Annotated in this window: 19 protein-coding genes; 4 read left to right on the top strand and 15 right to left on the bottom strand. The window is 62.7% G+C overall.

Annotated elements, in window-relative coordinates; genetic code table 11:
• Nucleotides 1–133: 133 nt before the first annotated feature.
• From MHY87_RS00005 to MHY87_RS00015, 3 genes are all read right to left on the bottom strand, one after another.
• Entirely contained in the window at nucleotides 134–343 is a 210-nt protein-coding gene (locus MHY87_RS00005) for a hypothetical protein (RefSeq protein WP_239348341.1), read from the bottom strand.
• A 276-nt stretch (nucleotides 344–619) separates the two neighbouring features.
• Nucleotides 620–1,699 carry a PLP-dependent cysteine synthase family protein gene (locus tag MHY87_RS00010; protein WP_239348342.1) on the bottom strand — a complete coding sequence of 360 codons (1,080 nt, stop codon included), beginning with the start codon at nucleotides 1,697–1,699 and terminating at the stop codon, nucleotides 620–622.
• A gap of 2 nt (nucleotides 1,700–1,701) precedes the next feature.
• Entirely contained in the window at nucleotides 1,702–3,234 is a 1,533-nt protein-coding gene (locus MHY87_RS00015; RefSeq protein WP_239348343.1) for an acyl-CoA carboxylase subunit beta, read from the bottom strand.
• A 166-nt stretch (nucleotides 3,235–3,400) separates the two neighbouring features.
• Between MHY87_RS00015 and MHY87_RS00020 the strand changes: the two genes are divergently transcribed.
• The gene (locus tag MHY87_RS00020; protein ID WP_239348344.1) at nucleotides 3,401–3,778 is read left to right on the top strand and encodes a hypothetical protein; all 378 of its coding nucleotides are present in this window, start codon (nucleotides 3,401–3,403) and stop codon (nucleotides 3,776–3,778) included.
• Between the two features lie 61 nt (nucleotides 3,779–3,839).
• Here the strand turns inward: MHY87_RS00020 and MHY87_RS00025 are convergent, their stop codons facing one another.
• The 3 genes from MHY87_RS00025 to MHY87_RS18645 are packed head-to-tail and all read right to left on the bottom strand — an operon-like array spanning nucleotide 3,840 to nucleotide 5,462.
• Nucleotides 3,840–4,622 (bottom strand): ATP12 family chaperone protein, encoded by a 783-nt coding sequence (locus tag MHY87_RS00025; protein ID WP_239348345.1) that lies wholly within the window; start codon nucleotides 4,620–4,622, stop codon nucleotides 3,840–3,842.
• 17 nt (nucleotides 4,623–4,639) lie between these two features.
• Nucleotides 4,640–5,317, bottom strand: a complete 678-nt coding sequence (locus tag MHY87_RS00030) for an HAD-IA family hydrolase (protein ID WP_239348346.1) — start codon at nucleotides 5,315–5,317, stop codon at nucleotides 4,640–4,642.
• Nucleotides 5,318–5,336: 19 nt separating this feature from the next.
• Entirely contained in the window at nucleotides 5,337–5,462 is a 126-nt protein-coding gene (locus tag MHY87_RS18645; protein WP_255726077.1) for a hypothetical protein, read from the bottom strand.
• A gap of 195 nt (nucleotides 5,463–5,657) precedes the next feature.
• On the opposite strand from MHY87_RS18645, the gene MHY87_RS00035 reads away from it, so the two are divergent.
• Complete coding sequence (locus MHY87_RS00035) at nucleotides 5,658–7,259, top strand: sensor histidine kinase (RefSeq protein WP_239348347.1); 1,602 nt, start codon at nucleotides 5,658–5,660, stop codon at nucleotides 7,257–7,259.
• 6 nt (nucleotides 7,260–7,265) lie between these two features.
• On the opposite strand, the gene ftsH is transcribed toward MHY87_RS00035, so the two are convergent.
• The 5 genes from ftsH to MHY87_RS00060 all read right to left on the bottom strand — a co-directional run bounded on the left by ftsH (nucleotide 7,266) and on the right by MHY87_RS00060 (nucleotide 12,137).
• The gene (gene ftsH, locus MHY87_RS00040) at nucleotides 7,266–9,041 is read right to left on the bottom strand and encodes an ATP-dependent zinc metalloprotease FtsH (RefSeq protein ID WP_239348348.1); all 1,776 of its coding nucleotides are present in this window, start codon (nucleotides 9,039–9,041) and stop codon (nucleotides 7,266–7,268) included.
• A 112-nt stretch (nucleotides 9,042–9,153) separates the two neighbouring features.
• Nucleotides 9,154–9,429: a GNAT family N-acetyltransferase gene (locus MHY87_RS00045; protein WP_239348349.1), complete on the bottom strand. Its 276-nt coding sequence runs from the start codon at nucleotides 9,427–9,429 to the stop codon at nucleotides 9,154–9,156.
• An 80-nt stretch (nucleotides 9,430–9,509) separates the two neighbouring features.
• A complete protein-coding gene (locus MHY87_RS00050; RefSeq protein ID WP_370644800.1) occupies nucleotides 9,510–10,133 on the bottom strand; it encodes a GNAT family N-acetyltransferase in 624 nt (207 codons plus the stop codon).
• Nucleotides 10,134–10,220: 87 nt separating this feature from the next.
• Nucleotides 10,221–10,682 (bottom strand): hypothetical protein, encoded by a 462-nt coding sequence (locus tag MHY87_RS00055; RefSeq protein ID WP_239348350.1) that lies wholly within the window; start codon nucleotides 10,680–10,682, stop codon nucleotides 10,221–10,223.
• A gap of 117 nt (nucleotides 10,683–10,799) precedes the next feature.
• On the bottom strand, nucleotides 10,800–12,137 hold the full coding sequence (locus tag MHY87_RS00060) for an RluA family pseudouridine synthase (protein WP_239348351.1): 1,338 nt from the start codon (nucleotides 12,135–12,137) through the stop codon (nucleotides 10,800–10,802).
• A 160-nt stretch (nucleotides 12,138–12,297) separates the two neighbouring features.
• On the opposite strand from MHY87_RS00060, the gene MHY87_RS00065 reads away from it, so the two are divergent.
• Nucleotides 12,298–12,600: an antibiotic biosynthesis monooxygenase gene (locus MHY87_RS00065; protein WP_239348352.1), complete on the top strand. Its 303-nt coding sequence runs from the start codon at nucleotides 12,298–12,300 to the stop codon at nucleotides 12,598–12,600.
• A 3-nt stretch (nucleotides 12,601–12,603) separates the two neighbouring features.
• Entirely contained in the window at nucleotides 12,604–13,305 is a 702-nt protein-coding gene (locus MHY87_RS00070) for a YafY family protein (protein ID WP_239348353.1), read from the top strand.
• A 12-nt stretch (nucleotides 13,306–13,317) separates the two neighbouring features.
• On the opposite strand, the gene crcB is transcribed toward MHY87_RS00070, so the two are convergent.
• Genes crcB through MHY87_RS00090 form a run of 4 tightly spaced genes read right to left on the bottom strand, consistent with a single transcriptional unit; the run spans nucleotide 13,318 to nucleotide 16,876 of the window.
• Nucleotides 13,318–13,704, bottom strand: a complete 387-nt coding sequence (crcB, locus tag MHY87_RS00075) for a fluoride efflux transporter CrcB (protein WP_239348354.1) — start codon at nucleotides 13,702–13,704, stop codon at nucleotides 13,318–13,320.
• A 3-nt stretch (nucleotides 13,705–13,707) separates the two neighbouring features.
• The gene (locus tag MHY87_RS00080; protein ID WP_239348355.1) at nucleotides 13,708–15,030 is read right to left on the bottom strand and encodes a replication-associated recombination protein A; all 1,323 of its coding nucleotides are present in this window, start codon (nucleotides 15,028–15,030) and stop codon (nucleotides 13,708–13,710) included.
• Nucleotides 15,027–15,473, bottom strand: a complete 447-nt coding sequence (locus MHY87_RS00085) for a GNAT family N-acetyltransferase (RefSeq protein ID WP_239348356.1) — start codon at nucleotides 15,471–15,473, stop codon at nucleotides 15,027–15,029. The genes MHY87_RS00080 and MHY87_RS00085 overlap by 4 nt, the downstream gene beginning before the upstream one ends.
• Nucleotides 15,470–16,876: a DegQ family serine endoprotease gene (locus tag MHY87_RS00090; RefSeq protein WP_239348357.1), complete on the bottom strand. Its 1,407-nt coding sequence runs from the start codon at nucleotides 16,874–16,876 to the stop codon at nucleotides 15,470–15,472. The genes MHY87_RS00085 and MHY87_RS00090 overlap by 4 nt, the downstream gene beginning before the upstream one ends.
• Nucleotides 16,877–17,132 lie beyond the last annotated feature (256 nt).

Raw genomic sequence — 17,132 nt, forward strand, 5'->3', positions numbered from 1 at the left:
GGCCTGTCGCAGACAGACCTGAGCCTGCTTGTGAAATGGTTCGGGCAGCAGAAGTAGCGCCCAAGAAGAAGTCATCTCAGCGAAAAGCCAACAGGGCCGGTCAACGCCGGCCCTGTTGGCATTAGCGCGCGAATTACTCGCCGGGGAACTGCTCGGGAGAGAAGTGGCCGCACCAATCCTTGCTATCGACGACCGGCCACAGGCCATGGCCCTGCGCGTCGGGCTGGTTGACCGGCGGGTTGTAGCGGCAGAGGCCCCGGTCATTCTGGGCAACGGCATCATTGAGCTTATGATCGTCGTAGAAGCGGCAGCTTGCGCAGGCAGCAGAGGAGTTGTTGGCCATCTTTGTCTCCATGATCGCCCCCAGCGGGAGCGTGGCGAGCCAATTTAGAACAATTATAGTCTATTGCAGTCTAGAATGATTTCAAACTGAATTTGATCCCATCCACAGTTGCGGTCGCTGCTAGGATGACACCCCATGTCGAAGCTCGGGCTACGCTTGAATGACCTTGGCTCCCATCCGTGCCGATTATGAATGGCGAATAAAAAGCGCCTCGCCGAACGACCGTTCAACGAGGCGCGCAATGAGTTGCCGGACCTGTCCGTGCCCGAGGCGATCTTAAGAAACCCGTAGAACCCCGGCTTCGAAGAAGCGCTCCATAGCTTCCTCGGCAGGCTTGATGTCGATGCCGCGTTGCTCCAGCCAAGCGTCATCGTAATGCGTGGAGCGGTAGCGGTCGCCGGAATCGCACAGGAGCGTCACGACGGACCCCTTCTCTCCCCTCTGCACCATCTCGCCGACGATCTGCGCTACGGCCCAGAGATTGGTGCCGGTGGAACCGCCGCAGGAGCGGCCGATGCGGCGCGAGAGAACGCGCGCCGCCGCGATGCTCGCGGCATCCGGCACCGCATAGGCCCGGTCGATGAGTTCGGGCACGAAGGACGGCTCGCAGCGCGGACGCCCGATGCCTTCGACGACGGAGGGCGGATTGGACACGGTGCAAACGCTGCGATCAGCCAAATGCCGGTGGAACACGGATGCTTCCGGATCGGCGAGACACAGCTTCGTCGGCAGGCGGCGATAGCGGATATAGCGCCCAAGCGTCGCCGAGGTACCACCGGTGCCCGCGCCCACCACGATCCAGCTCGGGATCGGATATTCCTCATGCGCCATCTGGCTGAAGATGGATTCCGCGATGTTGTTGTTGCCGCGCCAGTCGGTCGCCCGCTCGGCATAGGTGAACTGGTCCATGTAATGACCGTTGAGCTCACGCGCCAAACGCGCGCTCTCCTCGTACATGGCGGCAGGAGAATCCACGAAATGGCTCTCGCCGCCGTAGAACGCGATCTGCGCGATCTTTTCCGCCGACGTGGAGCGCGGCATCACGGCGATGAAGCGAAGCCCCAGCATGCGCGCGAAATACGCCTCCGACACCGCCGTCGATCCGCTCGAGGCCTCGATGATCGTCGTCTCCGGCCCGATCCAGCCGTTGCACAACCCATAAAGAAACAGCGAGCGCGCCAGCCGATGCTTGAGGCTCCCCGACGGATGCGTAGATTCATCCTTCAGATAAAGCGAAATCCCCGGCACCGCCGGTAGCGGCACCTGCAACAGATGCGTATCCGACGAGCGATTGAAATCCGCCTCGATGATCTGGATGGCATTCGCCACCCAGGAACGGTTGCAGGGAACTGACATGGTCACAGCGGAATGTTGTCGTGCTTCTTCCACGGACGCTCCGTCTCCTTATGGCGCAGCAGCGCCAAGGCTCGCGCGATCCGGCGGCGTGTGGAATGCGGCATGATCACTTCGTCGATGTAGCCGCGCTCGGCGGCGACGAAGGGGGACATGAAGCGGTCTTCGTATTCCTTGGTGCGGGCGGCGATCTTGTCCGCGTCACCGATGTCCTGGCGGAAGATGATTTCGACCGCGCCTTTCGCGCCCATGACCGCGATCTGCGCGGTGGGCCAGGCGTAGTTGATGTCGCCGCCGATATGCTTTGAGGCCATCACGTCATAGGCGCCGCCGAAGGCTTTGCGCGTGATCACCGTCACCAGCGGCACGGTGGCTTCGGAATAGGCGAAGAGCAGCTTCGCGCCGTGCTTGATGAGGCCGCCATATTCCTGCGCGGTGCCCGGCAGGAAGCCCGGCACGTCCTCGAAGGTGACGATGGGAATGTTGAACGCATCGCAGAAACGCACGAAGCGCGCTGCCTTGCGGGACGCGTCAGAGTCGAGAACGCCTGCGAGTACCATCGGCTGGTTGGCCACGAATCCCACCGTGCGGCCTTCGATGCGTGCGAAGCCGGTGATGATGTTCCGGGCGTAGGATTCCTGTATCTCGAAGAAATCGCCTTCGTCCACGACCTTCTGGATCAGCTCCTTCATATCGTAGGGCTTGTTAGGATTGTCCGGGATCAGGGTGTCGAGGCTGTCATCCACCCGGTTCGGATCGTCGAAGCTCGGGATTTCCGGCACGCCGTCCATGTTGTTGGCGGGCAGGAAGTCGATGAGGCGGCGAACCTGAAGCAGCGCTTCCACGTCATTGTCATAGGCGCCATCGGCCACGGACGACTTGGTGGTATGCACCTTCGCGCCGCCGAGTTCCTCCGAGGTCACTGTCTCGTTGGTGACGGTCTTCACCACGTCAGGGCCGGTGACGAACATGTAGGAGCGGTCGCGCACCATGAAGATGAAATCGGTCATGGCAGGCGAGTAGACGTCGCCGCCCGCGCATGGACCCATGATCACCGAGATCTGCGGGATGACGCCCGAGGCGATCACGTTGCGCTTGAATACCTCGCCATAGCCGCCGAGCGCCGCCACGCCTTCCTGGATGCGCGCGCCGCCCGCATCGAACAGGCCGACGATGGGAGCGCGCATCTTCAGGGCCATGTCCTGGATCTTGGTGATCTTCTGGGCATGGGATTCGGAGAGCGAGCCGCCGAACACCGTGAAGTCCTTGGCAAAGACAAAGACAGTGCGGCCGTTCACCGTGCCCCAGCCGGTCACGACGCCGTCGCCTGGGATCTTGGCCTTGTCCATGCCGAAATCGGTGGAGCGGTGCTCGACGAACATGTCGAACTCCTCGAACGAGCCCTTGTCGAGAAGAAGCTCGATGCGCTCCCGCGCCGTGAGCTTGCCCCGGGCGTGCTGCGCCTCGATGCGCTTTTCGCCGCCGCCGAGGCGGGCCTGGGCCCGCCGCTCTTCAAGCCGTTCGAGAATGTCTTTCATGGGTGGTCCCTGGTGCCCGGGAAAATCGTGGCCTTCCGCTTAGCACAGCCATACGCGCCCCAAAATGCCACTTACGGCGTGTGTTCCACAGCACATTGCCAATACTTCACGGGAGAGCCCACAGCTCTAGCTTTCATCACGCAATAACATTGCTGAGGACAGCTCCATGAAGACCATCCATACCTTCGCCGCTCTTGCTGCGGCTCTCTCCCTGACCGCCGCCGGCTGTGCCAGCCGTTCGGAAAGCGTAACGGCGTCCTATGTCTCGTCCGCCGCCTATTCGAGCTATAGCTGCCGCGACCTGAGCCTGGAGGCCCAGCGCGTCAGCTCGGCTGCCGCGGCGGCTGCCGGCGCCCAGGATTCTCAGCATACCCGTGACGTGGTTGCCACCACCGCCGCCCTGGTCATCTTCTGGCCGGCCGCATTCTTCGTGGGTGGAGACAATGCCAAGACCGCCGAACTCGCGAATCTCAGAGGCCAGATGCAGGCCATCGAGGAAGCCTCGGTTCGCAAGAAGTGCGGCATCAGCTTCAGGCGTGCGTAAAAAGCTGATTGCCACACGGAAAGCCGCCGGTCTGCCCCTACACCGGCGGCTTTCCAACTATTCAGGCGCGAAGCAGCCGAAAAACTTCGGACGCGGCCCGGAAATCGGCCTCGCGCTTGCGGCGACGCTCCATGGCCTCATAATCTTCGCCCCAGACGCTCTCCTGATAAAGCTCATCCACATGGGCGGCCGCCCAGGCCTGATCGGCCTCGAAGGGCCCGAGCGCATGGGCCAATGCGATCAGCACGGAGCCGGACAGCGTGGTCATCACGTGAAGGGCCGCGAGCGCGAAGGGAGAATCGATCCGCTCGATCACAGCCCGTACGGCATCAATCGCCTCGTCCGGCTGCGTCACATGCATCACGCCTTCCGCGAGCGTGAAGCGTGCGCCGTGCGCCTCCTTGGCCCAGTCGAGAACCGGATTCCAGGCAATGTCCTGAGACTGGACGAGCCGCGCGGGTTCGCTCACCCGGTATAAGGTGAGGTCGGAGCCCGCATAGCGCACGAGATCCTCCGCCACCTCCGCCTGCCGAGGCGTGACGCCGTCGATGGCAGAATTGACGATCCGGGTGATCGGCATCGTGGCGGGGTCGATCTCGCCCCCCTGCTCCGTCCATTCCCGGGCCATCGCCTCGGCAAGCGCACGGGACGGCACGGCCAGGGCCTGCTTGCCAGGCGTCCTGGCTACGCGTCCGTCGAGGGTCAGATGGAAAAGCCCATCGCGCTCCTCAACTCCCGCCTCCTTGTAGAAGCGCTTGGGCAACGTGGGCTTCATGCCGGCTTGAGCCGCTCGCATGGGGTTCGGCTCGTCTTGGCCGGGGAACCAGTCACGGGAATCTGTCATGGGGAAGAAATAGGCGCTCAGGCGGAAAGATACGAGGGTTGGGACAGGAAGGACGCCAGCACAGGTTCGAGCCCGGCATAACTGTCGACGATGCGGGCCGCCCCCGCCTCGTTCAGTGCCGTGACCGGCTGGAAGCCCCAGGAGACGCCGACCGGCAGTGCCCCGGCGGCGCGCGCCATACCCATGTCGTAGCTGGAATCGCCGATCATCATGGTGTCTTCCGGCGCGATGCCCAGCTCTTCCATGGCCTGCAGGATCATGCCCGGATGCGGCTTCGACGGAGCATCGTCAGCCGTCTTGGTCGTGGCGAACACGCCCTCCCAGCCATGGCGCTCGATCAGCATCGTGACGCCTCTCCGCGACTTGCCCGTGGCAAGACCGATCAGAACATCGTCCCGAGCTTTCAGGCCCTCAATGCATTCGCCCGCTCCTGGAAAGAGCGGCGCATCATTGGCCGGGTCGAGGCGCAGGACGTTGTAGGCATCTTTGTAGGCCTGGGCCAGACCCTCGACCGGCGCCTTGGGACCAGCGAGTACCGTGAAGGCCTCGACAAGGGACAGGCCGACGATGGAGAGCGAGCGCTCCCGGCTCGGCGGCTCCATGTCATAGGCCTGGTAGGCCCCACGGATGGAGGCCGCAATGATGTTCTGACTGTCGACCAGCGTACCGTCGACATCGAAAAGAACGAGCTTCAAGGATGGCTCCTGCGTGGCTTTAGCCCTGCGGGGCGGAACCGCGGCAGAACTGCGGAGTGTTGAGGTTCCAGTTGCCGCACTTGTCGCAGGCCGTCGCCAAGAGTCCGATGCCAACCACGATGGCAGCCTGAAGAATACGCTTCATTACGCGAGCCCCTTCTTATGAAGCGGCACCATATTCAATAAACCCGCCCGCCGCCAGAAGGCTTGGGCCATGTTCGACATGAATTCGCGGTCGCTCTTAAATCCCGCTTGAGCGTTTACATTTATGGTATCGCTCCCCGCCGACGGAGCCCTATCTTCAACAGACCTAGCTAAGCTCGCACGGCACAATGAGAATATGAACAAGCCTGCCTCCCAGGACACTGAGACCCTGCTGCAACGCCTCGAAAAGCTGGAGCGCGACAACCAGGAGCTGCGCGCAAGGCTGAGTGACCAAGGCATCCTGTCCGAGGCGACAGCCGTCCGGCACGAAGCCCTCGGCCGCGAACATGCTCGGAATATGTCATCCGCCAATGCCCGCATCGAGACGCTGGAGGATTCACGCAGCTCTCTCCAGGCGAGCGAGAAACGCTTGCGCGAGAGCGAAACGAGAGCCCGGGCGAGTGAGAAGCAGCTTCGGCAGATCGCCGACAATCTTCCTGCCTTGATCGCCTATGTGGATGCCGGCCAGCGCTATCGCTTCAACAACAAGGCTTACACGACCTGGTTCGGGCGCACGCCGGAGAGCCTATACGGGCTCTCTTTGTGGGAAGCGGTCGGCGATAAAACTTATGAACGGGTGCGCCCTTACATCGATGCGGTTCTGAATGGAGAGCGGGCCGGACACGAGTGGTGGGCACAGTTTCCGACCGGTTTGAGGTTCATCAGATCGGAGTACATTCCTGACCGACGCGACGACGGCAGCATTGCCGGTTTCTACGTGCTTGCCGCCGACCTGACGGAGTCCAAGCGCTCGCAAGCCGCTCTTGCCGAGAGCGAGGCGAGATTGCGCTTGGCCATCGACGCAGGCCGCATGGCCATCTGGGAAACTGATATAGCCACGGATACGATTCACTCATCTCCGGAGCTGAACCGCCTGCTCGGCTTTGAGCCCGGCATCTCCCCGACGTCAGCAGAGATCAGAAGCCGCTATGCTCCCGGTGGGAGGGAAAAAATTCGGCAGGCAGCGGCGGAAGCGCTTGCGCGTGGAGACTGCCATGCGGAGACAGAGCTGGAAATCATCTGGCCTGACGGCTCGCAACGCTGGCTGCTTCTGCGTGCGGAGTTGAAGGATATCGAGAACGGCAAGCCGGGCCGTACCGTCGGCGTGGCCCTGGACATTACGGATCGCAAGAGAGCCGAAGAACACCAACAGCTGCTGATCAACGAACTCAACCATCGCGTGAAGAACACGCTCTCCACCGTACAATCCATCGCGATCCAGAGCTTGCGAAATGCGAGGACGGCCGAGGAGGCTCGCGATGCCGTCGAGGGGCGCTTGTTCGCCCTCTCCCGTGCCCATGACGTATTGACCCGCGAGAATTGGGACGGTGCCTATTTGCGCGAAGTGGTGCAGCAGGCCATCGCACCATTCCAGAACCATGGCGGCGAGCGCTTCAAGGTCTCCGGCCCCGACATTCGCCTGCCGCCGCGCATCGCCCTTGCCATCGCCATGGCGATTCAGGAACTCGGAACGAATGCGGTCAAGTATGGGGCGCTGTCGAATGCAAAAGGCTGCATCGCCATAACCTGGACCATTCTGGAGGAGGCAGGTGTACCTCATCTCAGAATGGAATGGACCGAAACGGATGGCCCGACCGTCGCCACGCCGAAGCAACGCGGCTTCGGCACACGGCTCATCGAGCGGAGCCTGGCTCAGGAGCTGAACGGCTCCGTGGAGATCGACTTCGCGCCTAAAGGGGTCGTCTGCACGATCAACGCGCCATTGACCGACGACTGAGGCCGATCAGGCCGCCGCCAGCTTCGTCTCGTTCACAGCAACAATCCTGCGAACCTCGTCCCCCTCGATGGTCTCGTGATCGAGGAGCGCCTCGGTCAGAGCGTCCAGCGCGTCGCGGTTATCCTCGATGCAGGCCTTTGCCGCCGCATACATCTCCTCGATGATCCGGCGGATTTCCTGCTCGACCTCACGCGGGAAGCTTTCGCCTGAGCGCGCCACCTTCACCATGCCGATGGTGGGGCTCATGCCCCATTCGGTGACCATGCGGGTCGCAATGTTGGTGGCGTGCGCGATATCGCTTGCCGCACCCGTCGTCACTTTACGGGCGCCGAAAACCACCTCCTCCGCCGCGCGGCCACCCATGGCAACAATGAGATCGGCCTCGAGCTTCTCCACGGGGATGCAGTAGCGGTCGTTCTCCGGCAGGCGCATGACGAGGCCGAGCGCTTGGCCGTGCGGGATGATGGTGGCGCTATGCACCTTGTCCGAGCCCGGCGTCAGGCAGGCGCAGAGAGCATGCCCCGCCTCGTGCACGGCCACGAGCCTGCGCTCCTCGCTGGTGATGACGAGCGACCGGCGCTCCAGCCCCATGATGATCTTGTTGCGCGCGGATTCCAGATGGTCGCGCCCGATCACCGTCACACCGTCGCGTGCCGCGAAAATCGCGGCCTCGTTGATGAGGTTGCCGAGATCGGCCCCGGAGAAGCCTGGCGTTCCCCGAGCGACGGAAGCCAGATCGACACCGGAGGCGAGCTTCATGTTGCGTGCATGGACAGTGAGGATCGCCTCGCGGCCCGTGATGTCGGGAAGACCGATATGCACCTGACGGTCGAAGCGTCCGGGGCGCAGCAGCGCGGGATCGAGCACATCGACCCGGTTCGTTGCGCCGATCACGATCACGCCCGAGGTGCTGTTGAAGCCATCCATTTCGACGAGAAGCTGGTTCAGCGTCGACTCGAATTCGCGATCCGCCGCCGATCCGCCACCGCCGCGCTTGCGTCCGATGGCATCAATCTCGTCGATGAAGATCAGGCAGGGCGCACGCCTGCGCGCCTGCTCGAACAGCTTGGACACGCGGCTCTTGGCGATGCCGATGAGAGGAGCGGAGAAATCGCTGCCAGAGACGGCCATGAAGGAAACTCCGGCCTCGCCCGCAAGCGCCTTTGCGATCAGGGTCTTGCCCGTTCCGGGCGGCCCAACCATCAGCACGCCTCGCGGAACACGGGCACCCACCTTCTCGAACGCTTCCGCGTCGCGCAGGAAGGCGATCACCTCCTGAAGCTCGGCTTTAGGCTCTTCCTGGCCCGCCACGTCATCGAAGCGGTCGGGTACGTTCCTGACCGCGCGCGGCCAGCGGTTCGTCGGTTTGAAATCCACTTGCACGGCGACGAGCGCCAGCACCGCCGCCACCATGATGAGGGAAATCACGAAGCTCGCCGCATAAGAGGCGTCGATGCCGGATTTCTTGAACTCCACCTGCGCACCGGCAGCCGTTGCCCGATCGACGGTCTGGGCCGTCAGCAGAGAGGTCGGAAGACGCACGAAAGCAGACTGGTCCGCGTACCAAACGGCCAAGCCACCGTCCTGCACCTGAACCTTGCGAACTTTTCCGGCCTCAAGCTCACGCGAGAACTCGGAATAGGCGATCTCGTTGACCTTCTCGGAGACGAAGAACGGTACGGATATAGCGGCGGCGACCACCGCCAGGGCGACGACGGCGGCGGCAATGGCCACACTCTTCCTGCGCAAGAGCTGTCTTGCTTTCTCGATCACATTGGTCACGGACGCCCCCTTGGCGAACTTCGTTTCTTATCGATGAAGTTCGACCTGTAGTCGTTTTTGACGCAGTCCGCAGTACGGCGAAAAAGCACACCCTTTAGAGGAAGGGAGCTTATCAGTTCAGAAGGTCGTGATAATCCTTGTGACGACGCAGCCACGTGTAAGCGTAGCCGCAGAGAGGCGTAATCGTGCGCCCCTCGGCGCGGGCGATCTCGGCAACGCCGCGCATCAGCTCGTCGGCAGCTCCTGTGCCGCGTAGAGGCGGAGCAGCCTCAACATACCGGATGACAAGGTTTCCCCCCTGGCGCTCGTAGGTCGCGAATGCGAGATGACCGTTCCGCTCAAGCTCGAAGCGATGACCGGTCGTATTGTCGCGAACGGCGCTGCCCATGCTCTCACTCCATCGATTCACATCATCGGGGACAACGTTACGCCGCCGGGCGCGTTCCGGAAACAGCCACGCTTGGGAGGCTAACGCTCCAGCCGCTTCTCCAGACGCGCCTTCACTTCGGGCCATTCCTCTCGGAGGATGCTGTAGACAGCCGTATCGCGGATGTGCCCATCGGGCATGATCATGTGGCGACGCAGGATGCCGTCGAGCTTCGCGCCCAGTCGCTCGATGGCGGCGCGGGATTGGTCGTTTTGCGAGTGGGTGCGGATCTCGACCGCGTTGCAGCCCAGAACCTCGAAGGCATGCCGGAGCATGAGGAACTTCGCATGCGTATTCACGAAGGTGCGCTGCCAGGATTTTGCGATCCAGGTTGTGCCGATCTCCACACGATGATTGGCGGCGTCGATGTTCATGTACCGCGTCGAACCCACGACCCGGTTGCCGTCCTTCACCACGGTCGCGAAAGGAAGCGCGAGCCCTGCGGCCTGAAGGTCGAGAGCCTTTTGCACGTACTCCTCGAAGCCCTCGGGCTTCGGCACCGTGGTCGTCTTCTTCTCCCATTGATTGCCGTCGCTCGCGGCCGCGCCGAGCGCGGGCACGTCATCGAGGCTCAAAGGACGTAAGACAAGCCGGTCGGTCGCGAGGGTTACGGGCTCGATGTGAAGCATGGTCGAAGGCCTTTTGCGCGCTTGCAGCTTCGCCATTCATCGTCGAGCCTGAGGCGGCAGTCAAACGGCATCGACCGGGGAATGCATTGCTGTCCCCGGTCGTGAGAGTATGTCGCCTGCCGCTCAGCGCAGCAGATAGACGAGAGCCGGCAGGCCCACCGCCAATCCTGCCAGAGCCCAGGCACCGACGGCCTGCTGCCAGGCAGCGTCGCTTGTGGAGTTGCGCAAGCGCCGAGCGAAGGCACCGGATTCCGCCGTATGCCCGCTGAGGCATGAGCACAAGGCGTAATGCGCCTGTCCGTCGGAGAGCCCGAAATACCGCATGGCATCGCCGAGCCTGTCGCTTGCAAGCCCATCCGCCCGGAGAATCGGGTCGTCATAGGCGACAGTCAGGGCAGAGTTGTCCTCCCGCACCAGAGCCCGCTCTGCCGGCGGCTTGTATTCGATTTCGCCAAGGGAGTTCAGACGTCGTGCCGGATCGCGCTCGAGAAGGCTGATCCACCGGTCCAGCCGCTCCTGCCGGGAGAGAGGCTTTGGTTGAACGTCGGCTACGCTACGGAGATAGTCGAGATCTTTGTGTTCCATCGATCCCCTCCTTGCCAATGTCTCTGTAACCCTCACGGATGACAGAGACATGAAATGGTGCGCTGAGCCCACGGCAAAAGTGCGACAAGGAGGATATCGAAAGAGAGATAGCCCGAATTACTCCTCGGGCGCTTCGACGATAGGATCGTACTGGCTCGTATCGAAGCCGAGCAGGTTGAAGCTCTGCTGCATGTGCGGCGGCAGCGGCGCGGTTACATCGATGGGCTTGCCCGTGCGCGGATGCGCGATCACGATGCGTCGTGCGAGCAGATGCAGCTTGTTCTGGATGCCGCCCGGCAATTCCCAGTTCTCGATGTCGAAATACTTGGGATCGCCCACGATCGGATGCCCGATATGCGCCGTGTGTGCGCGCAGCTGGTGCGTGCGTCCGGTCACCGGCTTCAGCGACAGCCACGCGAGCTTATGTGCCGCCGTGTCGATGATGGCGTAATAGGTCAGCGCGTGGCTTGCCCCCTCATCGCCGTGGCGCGCAACGCGCATGCGGGAATCACCCTCGTCGCCTTCCTTGGCGAGATAGGTCGAAACGCGGCCTTGGCGCACGCGCGGCACGCCAGCGACCAACGCCCAATAGATCTTGCGTGTGGTGCGTGCACGGAAAGACTTCGCCATGGTGGACGCGGCGAAGCGCGTCTTGGCGATGACGAGACAGCCCGCCGTGTCCTTGTCGAGGCGATGCACGAGGCGCGGCTTCTGCCCTTCCGCATCGCGCATGCATTCAAGCAGGCCATCCACGTGACGCGTGGTGCCCGAGCCGCCCTGCACCGCAAGCCCCATCGGCTTGTTGATGATGAGAACGTCCTTGTCCTCATAGAGCGTGATGGACTTCAGGAATTCGAGATCGCCCTGGTCCTTCGCGCTGTTGCGCGAAACCGGACGCGGCTGGTCGAGCTTCAGCGGCGGAATACGCACTTTCTGCCCGGCGGTGAGCCGCTCGTTGGGCTGCGCCCGCTTTCCGTCGACACGCAACTCGCCCTTGCGGACGATGCGCTGGATATGCGTGAAGGCGAGTTGCGGGGAGCGCGCGACCAGGAAGCGGTCGACGCGCATATCCGCCTCATCGGGCTCGACCACGAGCGTCTGCACGCCCGTCGCCAGAACCTCCTGAGCCTCGGCCCTAGCCTGAGCCCGCGTGGGCTTTTGCGGAGCCTCCGCCGCGGGGCGCGACGGGGTCTTGGTCGCAGGCCTCTCGCGACGTGCCTCTACAGCTCGTGCCGGTGCCTTGGCGCTTTGGCGCTCGCGCCGCGCCTCCTCGGGGCGGCCCTTAGCTGCCGGCTTGGCGCTGCGCGGCTTCGCCGACGCACTCTTCGAAGGCCCCTTGGAAGCCGCCTTTGGAGGCCCCTTGCGGGCAGGCCTGTCCTCGCGCGAGCGGAAGCCCTGCCGCGCGCCAGACCGCCCGCCTCGGGCTCCATTCTGTCCTGAATTACTTTTTCTCATGAGATCGTGGGTACCAGAGCGCCGCCTTGGCGGCAATCGAAGCTAAAAGGGCAGCATTCAAAAAATCCTTGCTCCCATGACCTACGGACAACTGACACAACGCTGTCAGTTGGCTAATCCTATGGGTGCAGGCCTCAGCAACCTGCACAAGGATCCTTCCATGAAATCCCACGTCCTCGAAACCGTGACCTTTTCGCTCCAGCCCGGAACTGACGAGGCAGCTTTTATCCGCGCCGCCAATGACGCCAGCAACGTGGTAAAGGCCATGCCAGGCTTTATCCGCAGGCGGCTAGCGAAGGGACAAGACGGCAACTGGATCGATGTCTGCGAGTGGGCCGACGATGCCAGCGCCCAAAAGGCCGCTGAGACATTTCATACGATTCCAGCCGCACAGCCCTTCTGCGGCATGATCGATATGACCTCGGCGAAGATGGCTCATCACACCATCGCTCATTCCAGCTAAGCCATGCGGCGCGCGGACCGGCTCTTCGATATCGTACAGATGCTCCGGGGCGGACGGCTTCGGACAGCCCATGACATCGCCGAGCAGCTCGAAGTATCGGTCCGCACCATTTATCGTGACATCGACGCCCTTATCGCCTCGGGGGTTCCCATCGAAGGCGAGAGAGGCATTGGTTACGTCCTTCGAGGAGCGATGCTGCTCCCCCCTCTCTCTTTCTCCGTCCCGGAGCTCCAGGCCCTCGCATTGGGCGCGAAGCTTGTTAAGGCTTGGGCTGACAAAGAGCTGGCGCAAGCGGCAGAAGAGGTTCTTGCTAAGGTCGACGCCGTGATCGGAAACGACCGGAGGATCGAGCTTCAACGCCAGGATCTGCGTGCCTTCGGCCTGCACTTGAAGGATAGCGAGCGTGAGCGTCTGGCACTCATCCGGCACGCCTTACGGACGCGACATAAGATCGGATTGAATTATGCAGATGCTATGGGCGAGGCATCGGACAGGACCGTGAGGCCTTTAGGCCTAGAAGCATGGGGCCACGCCTGGACACTGACCGCATGGTGCGAGTTGCGTCAGGATTTTCGGGCTTTTCGCCTGGACCGGATGCTGTCGGTTGATGTGTTGGGCGACATCTTCAAGCCCGAGCCAGGGCGGACACTTCAGGACTACTTGGAGCGTCTGCGCGAGGAAGGATGGGATGTAGAGCCTCATTGAGCAGACATGAGGCTATCCGGCCAATTGTCTCACTAGCATCAAACCGGCAACCAAGCCTGCGATGGAGAGAAGCACGGAAACCGTCACATAGCCGAGCGCCTCCCCCATCTGCCCTCGCTCCCACAACAGCACTGCATCGAGGGAGAACGCCGAGAAGGTCGTGAAGCCGCCGAGGATCCCTGTGGTCAGAAAGAGGCGCAGGGGCTGGCTCCATCCCTCGCCTGCCTTGAAGGCCAGCCATCCGGCGAGCGCGCCCATAAGGAAGGAGCCCACGATGTTCACCATCAGGGTGCCATAGGGCAACGCCGTGCCGCAGTAGCGCGCACAACCGACATTCACGCCATGACGAAGCGCTCCGCCAATTCCGGCACCGAGGAATACGATAAGATAGGCCTTCATGTCTTATTTCGACTCGTCCTCGTCACGCCGCTCCCGGCGGAGCTTTTCCCACCAATCGAGACGCTTCTTCACCTCGCGTTCGAAGCCTCGATCCACGGGCTCGTAGAAATGTTGCCGCCCCAGTTTCTCCGGCCAGTAATCCTGGCCCGAGAACGCATCCGGCTCGTCGTGATCGTAGCGGTAGTTATCGCCGTACCCGATCTTCTTCATGAGCTTGGTCGGCGCATTGAGGATCGTTCGTGGCGGCATGAGCGAACCATGCTCTTTCGCCATCCTGGTCGCGGCCTTGTAGGCATTGTAGACCGCGTTCGATTTCGGCGCGGTGGCGAGATAGACTGCCGCTTGGGCTAGCGCGAGTTCACCCTCGGGAGAACCCAGGAAGTCGAAGGCGTCCTTCGCGGCGTTGGCGATGACCAGGGCCTGAGGGTCGGCAAGGCCGATATCTTCCACCGCCATGCGCACCAAGCGGCGGGCGATGAAGAGGCGATCCTCGCCGGCATCGAGCATGCGGGTTAGGTAATAAAGAGCCGCATCGGGATCGGAGCCACGAACGGTCTTGTGAAGCGCGGAGATGAGGTTGTAGTGCCCCTCCTGCCCCTTGTCGTAGATCGGCGCGCGGCGCTGGATGATTTCCTGCAACTGCTCCGCGTCGAAAATCTCGTCGGGCTTGGCCGAGCGCCAGACTTCTTCCGCCAGTGTCAGCACGGCCCGCCCGTCGCCATCGGCCATGCGCACGAGGGAAGCGCACGCCTCCTCATCGAGCGGCAGCTTCTTAGCCGTGATCTCCTCGGCGCGCGCGAGGATCTTCGCGATCGCTTCCTCGTCGAGCGACTTGAACAGAAGCACGCGGGCGCGGGACAGAAGCGCCGCGTTCAGCTCGAAAGACGGGTTCTCAGTGGTCGCTCCCACCAGGGTAATCGTGCCGTCTTCCATGACGGGCAGAAAGGCATCGAGCTGGGCGCGGTTGAAGCGATGGATCTCATCCACGAAGAGCAGCGTGCCCTTGCCCGTGGACCGGCGATGCCGGGCGGTCTCGAACACCTTCTTCAGATCGGCGACGCCGGAGAAGATCGCGGAGATCTGGTCGAAATGCAGCTCCGTCTCATGGGCGAGCAGCCGCGCCACCGTGGTCTTGCCAGTGCCGGGCGGTCCCCAGAAGATCAGGGAGCCGAGGGACTTCGAAGCGATGAGCCGGGTCAGGATGCCGTCGGGCCCGACGAGATGATCCTGGCCGACGACTTCGGACAGCTTCTGAGGCCGCATCCTGTCGGCTAGGGGCCTGGGTGCGTTCTGGTCGAGACCGGCGGATGAAAACAGGTCGCTCATGAGGGTAAGGAGCTTAGGCGCGCATAGACGTCCGGGTCCAGTCGCTGCATGAGCCTTTCAGGGTTTTCCAGGGGCGAAAAGCCATACTGCGCGTAAAGCCCATGCGCATCTCGGGTGGCGAGCATCCAGCGGCGCATGTCCTGAAGCTCGGGATGCTCCATGATGGCGCCGATCAGCGCCTTGCCTGCCCCCTGCCCGCGCGTGCCGGCGCAGACGAAGACATCGCAGAGATAGGCGAAGGTGGCCTTGTCCGTCACAACGCGGGCGAAGCCGCGAAGCTCATCCTCGGCATCGCGCAGGGCAAAGCACAAGGAGTTCTCCACCGAACGCTCGAAGAACGAACGCGGCTGTTCCTTGCCCCAATAGCTTTCCGTCGCGATCCAGCGGTAAGCCGTATCGATCTCTGCCGGTGAAAGCGTGTTGGAGACCGTCCAGGCGTTCATCGCCCGAGAACCGTCGTGAAGACGCGGCCTCCGCGATTGACCGTGATTTCCCAATAGCCGCTGGCACGCTCGATCTGGCGCTCGGCGTCCTTGGTCGAGGCCAGGCGCTCACCGTTGACGGCAACGATCAGGTCCCCCTTCTCGAAGCCCACGCTCGCGGCCACGCTGCGCTCCTCGAGATCAGAGATCACCACGCCCTCGTCCGCCACCTCGATCTGAAGCTCGTCGGCCACCGCCGGCGAGATATTGACCAGGGTGGCGCCTGCAAACGGCGTGCGGGCGCGCCCACGCACCGGCTCACGGGCAGGCGTTTCCGGCGGAGGCGTGAGCTTGACCTGGAGCGTGCTCTGCTTGCCGCTGCGCAGCACCGTCAGCGGAGCCTGCCCCTGCGTGCCTTTGAGGGTGTAGCGATAGCCGAAGGAATCCGGATTATCGACCGTCTGGCCATCCACCGAGAGGATCACGTCGCCCCGCTTCAGGCCGGCCTCGGCGGCGGGCCCCTTGTCGTAGACGGAGGTGACGAGAACGCCGGTCGGGCGCTCGAGCCCGAGGCCGGTGGCGATGTCGCCATCGACCGGCTGTAGCCGCGCGCCGAGCCAAGGCCGCACCACATTGCGCGCACCGCCCCTGGCAGAATTCAGCACCACACGGACCATGCTGGAGGGAACTGCGAAGCCGATGCCGATGCTGCCGCCGGAACGCGAATAGATGGCCGTGTTGATGCCCACCACCCGGCCGTTCATGTCGATGAGCGCGCCGCCTGAATTACCGGGATTGATGGCGGCATCTGTCTGGATGAAGAACTGGTAGTCGGAAATGCCGACCTGCGTGCGCGCCAGAGCCGAGACGATGCCCTGCGTGACTGTCTGACCGACGCCGAAGGGGTTGCCGATGGCGAGTACGATGTCGCCCACCTGAAGAGCCTCCGAGTCGCCCAGCTCGACAGCCTGAAGGTTCGTGGCGTCTTTGAGCTTCAGCACGGCGATGTCCGTGCGGGAATCGCGCAGCAGGATGTCCGCCTCGAACTCGCGCCTGTCGGCGAGCGCCACCTTCACCTCGTTCATATTCTCGATGACGTGGTTGTTGGTGATCACGAGGCCGGAGGCATCGACGATCACGCCCGAACCCAGGGAGTTCTGCGAGCGCCCGCGCGGTCCTCTCGGCGCATCGTCACCGAAGAAGCGGCGGAAGTACTCTTCCATGGCCGTGTTCTGACGGCGGACCGAGCGGCTGGCATAGACATTGACCACAGCCCCCGCCGTCTGACGCACGATGGGTGCGAAGGAGAGCTGAACCTGCGCCTTGCTCTCGGGCACCACCCGCTGCGTCTGGGCTGTCGCTCCCCCTGCCCCGAGAGCCAGGGCAACAGCGATGATCGACAGGCGGAACGGAGAAAAGCGCATGACGGCGAATCCCTTCAACAACGGCAACAATCGATAACGCATCGTGCGGAAAAGTGGACCCGGTTTTCCGCCCCGAACGATGCGTTCATCAAACTATGGAGCATCGGATTGATCCCAAAAGTGCAAATCCACTTTTGGGTCCGATGCTCTACGCAGCGCAAGAAACACCAAGTTTCAGCGTTGTCTATCTGGTGCTTCAACCCACAAGCAAAAAGGGCGGCCCGAAGGACCGCCCTTGATGAAATTCGATAAGCCT

This window comes from Microvirga sp. ACRRW (assembly GCF_022346925.1).
Taxonomy (GTDB): Bacteria; Pseudomonadota; Alphaproteobacteria; order Rhizobiales; family Beijerinckiaceae; genus Microvirga.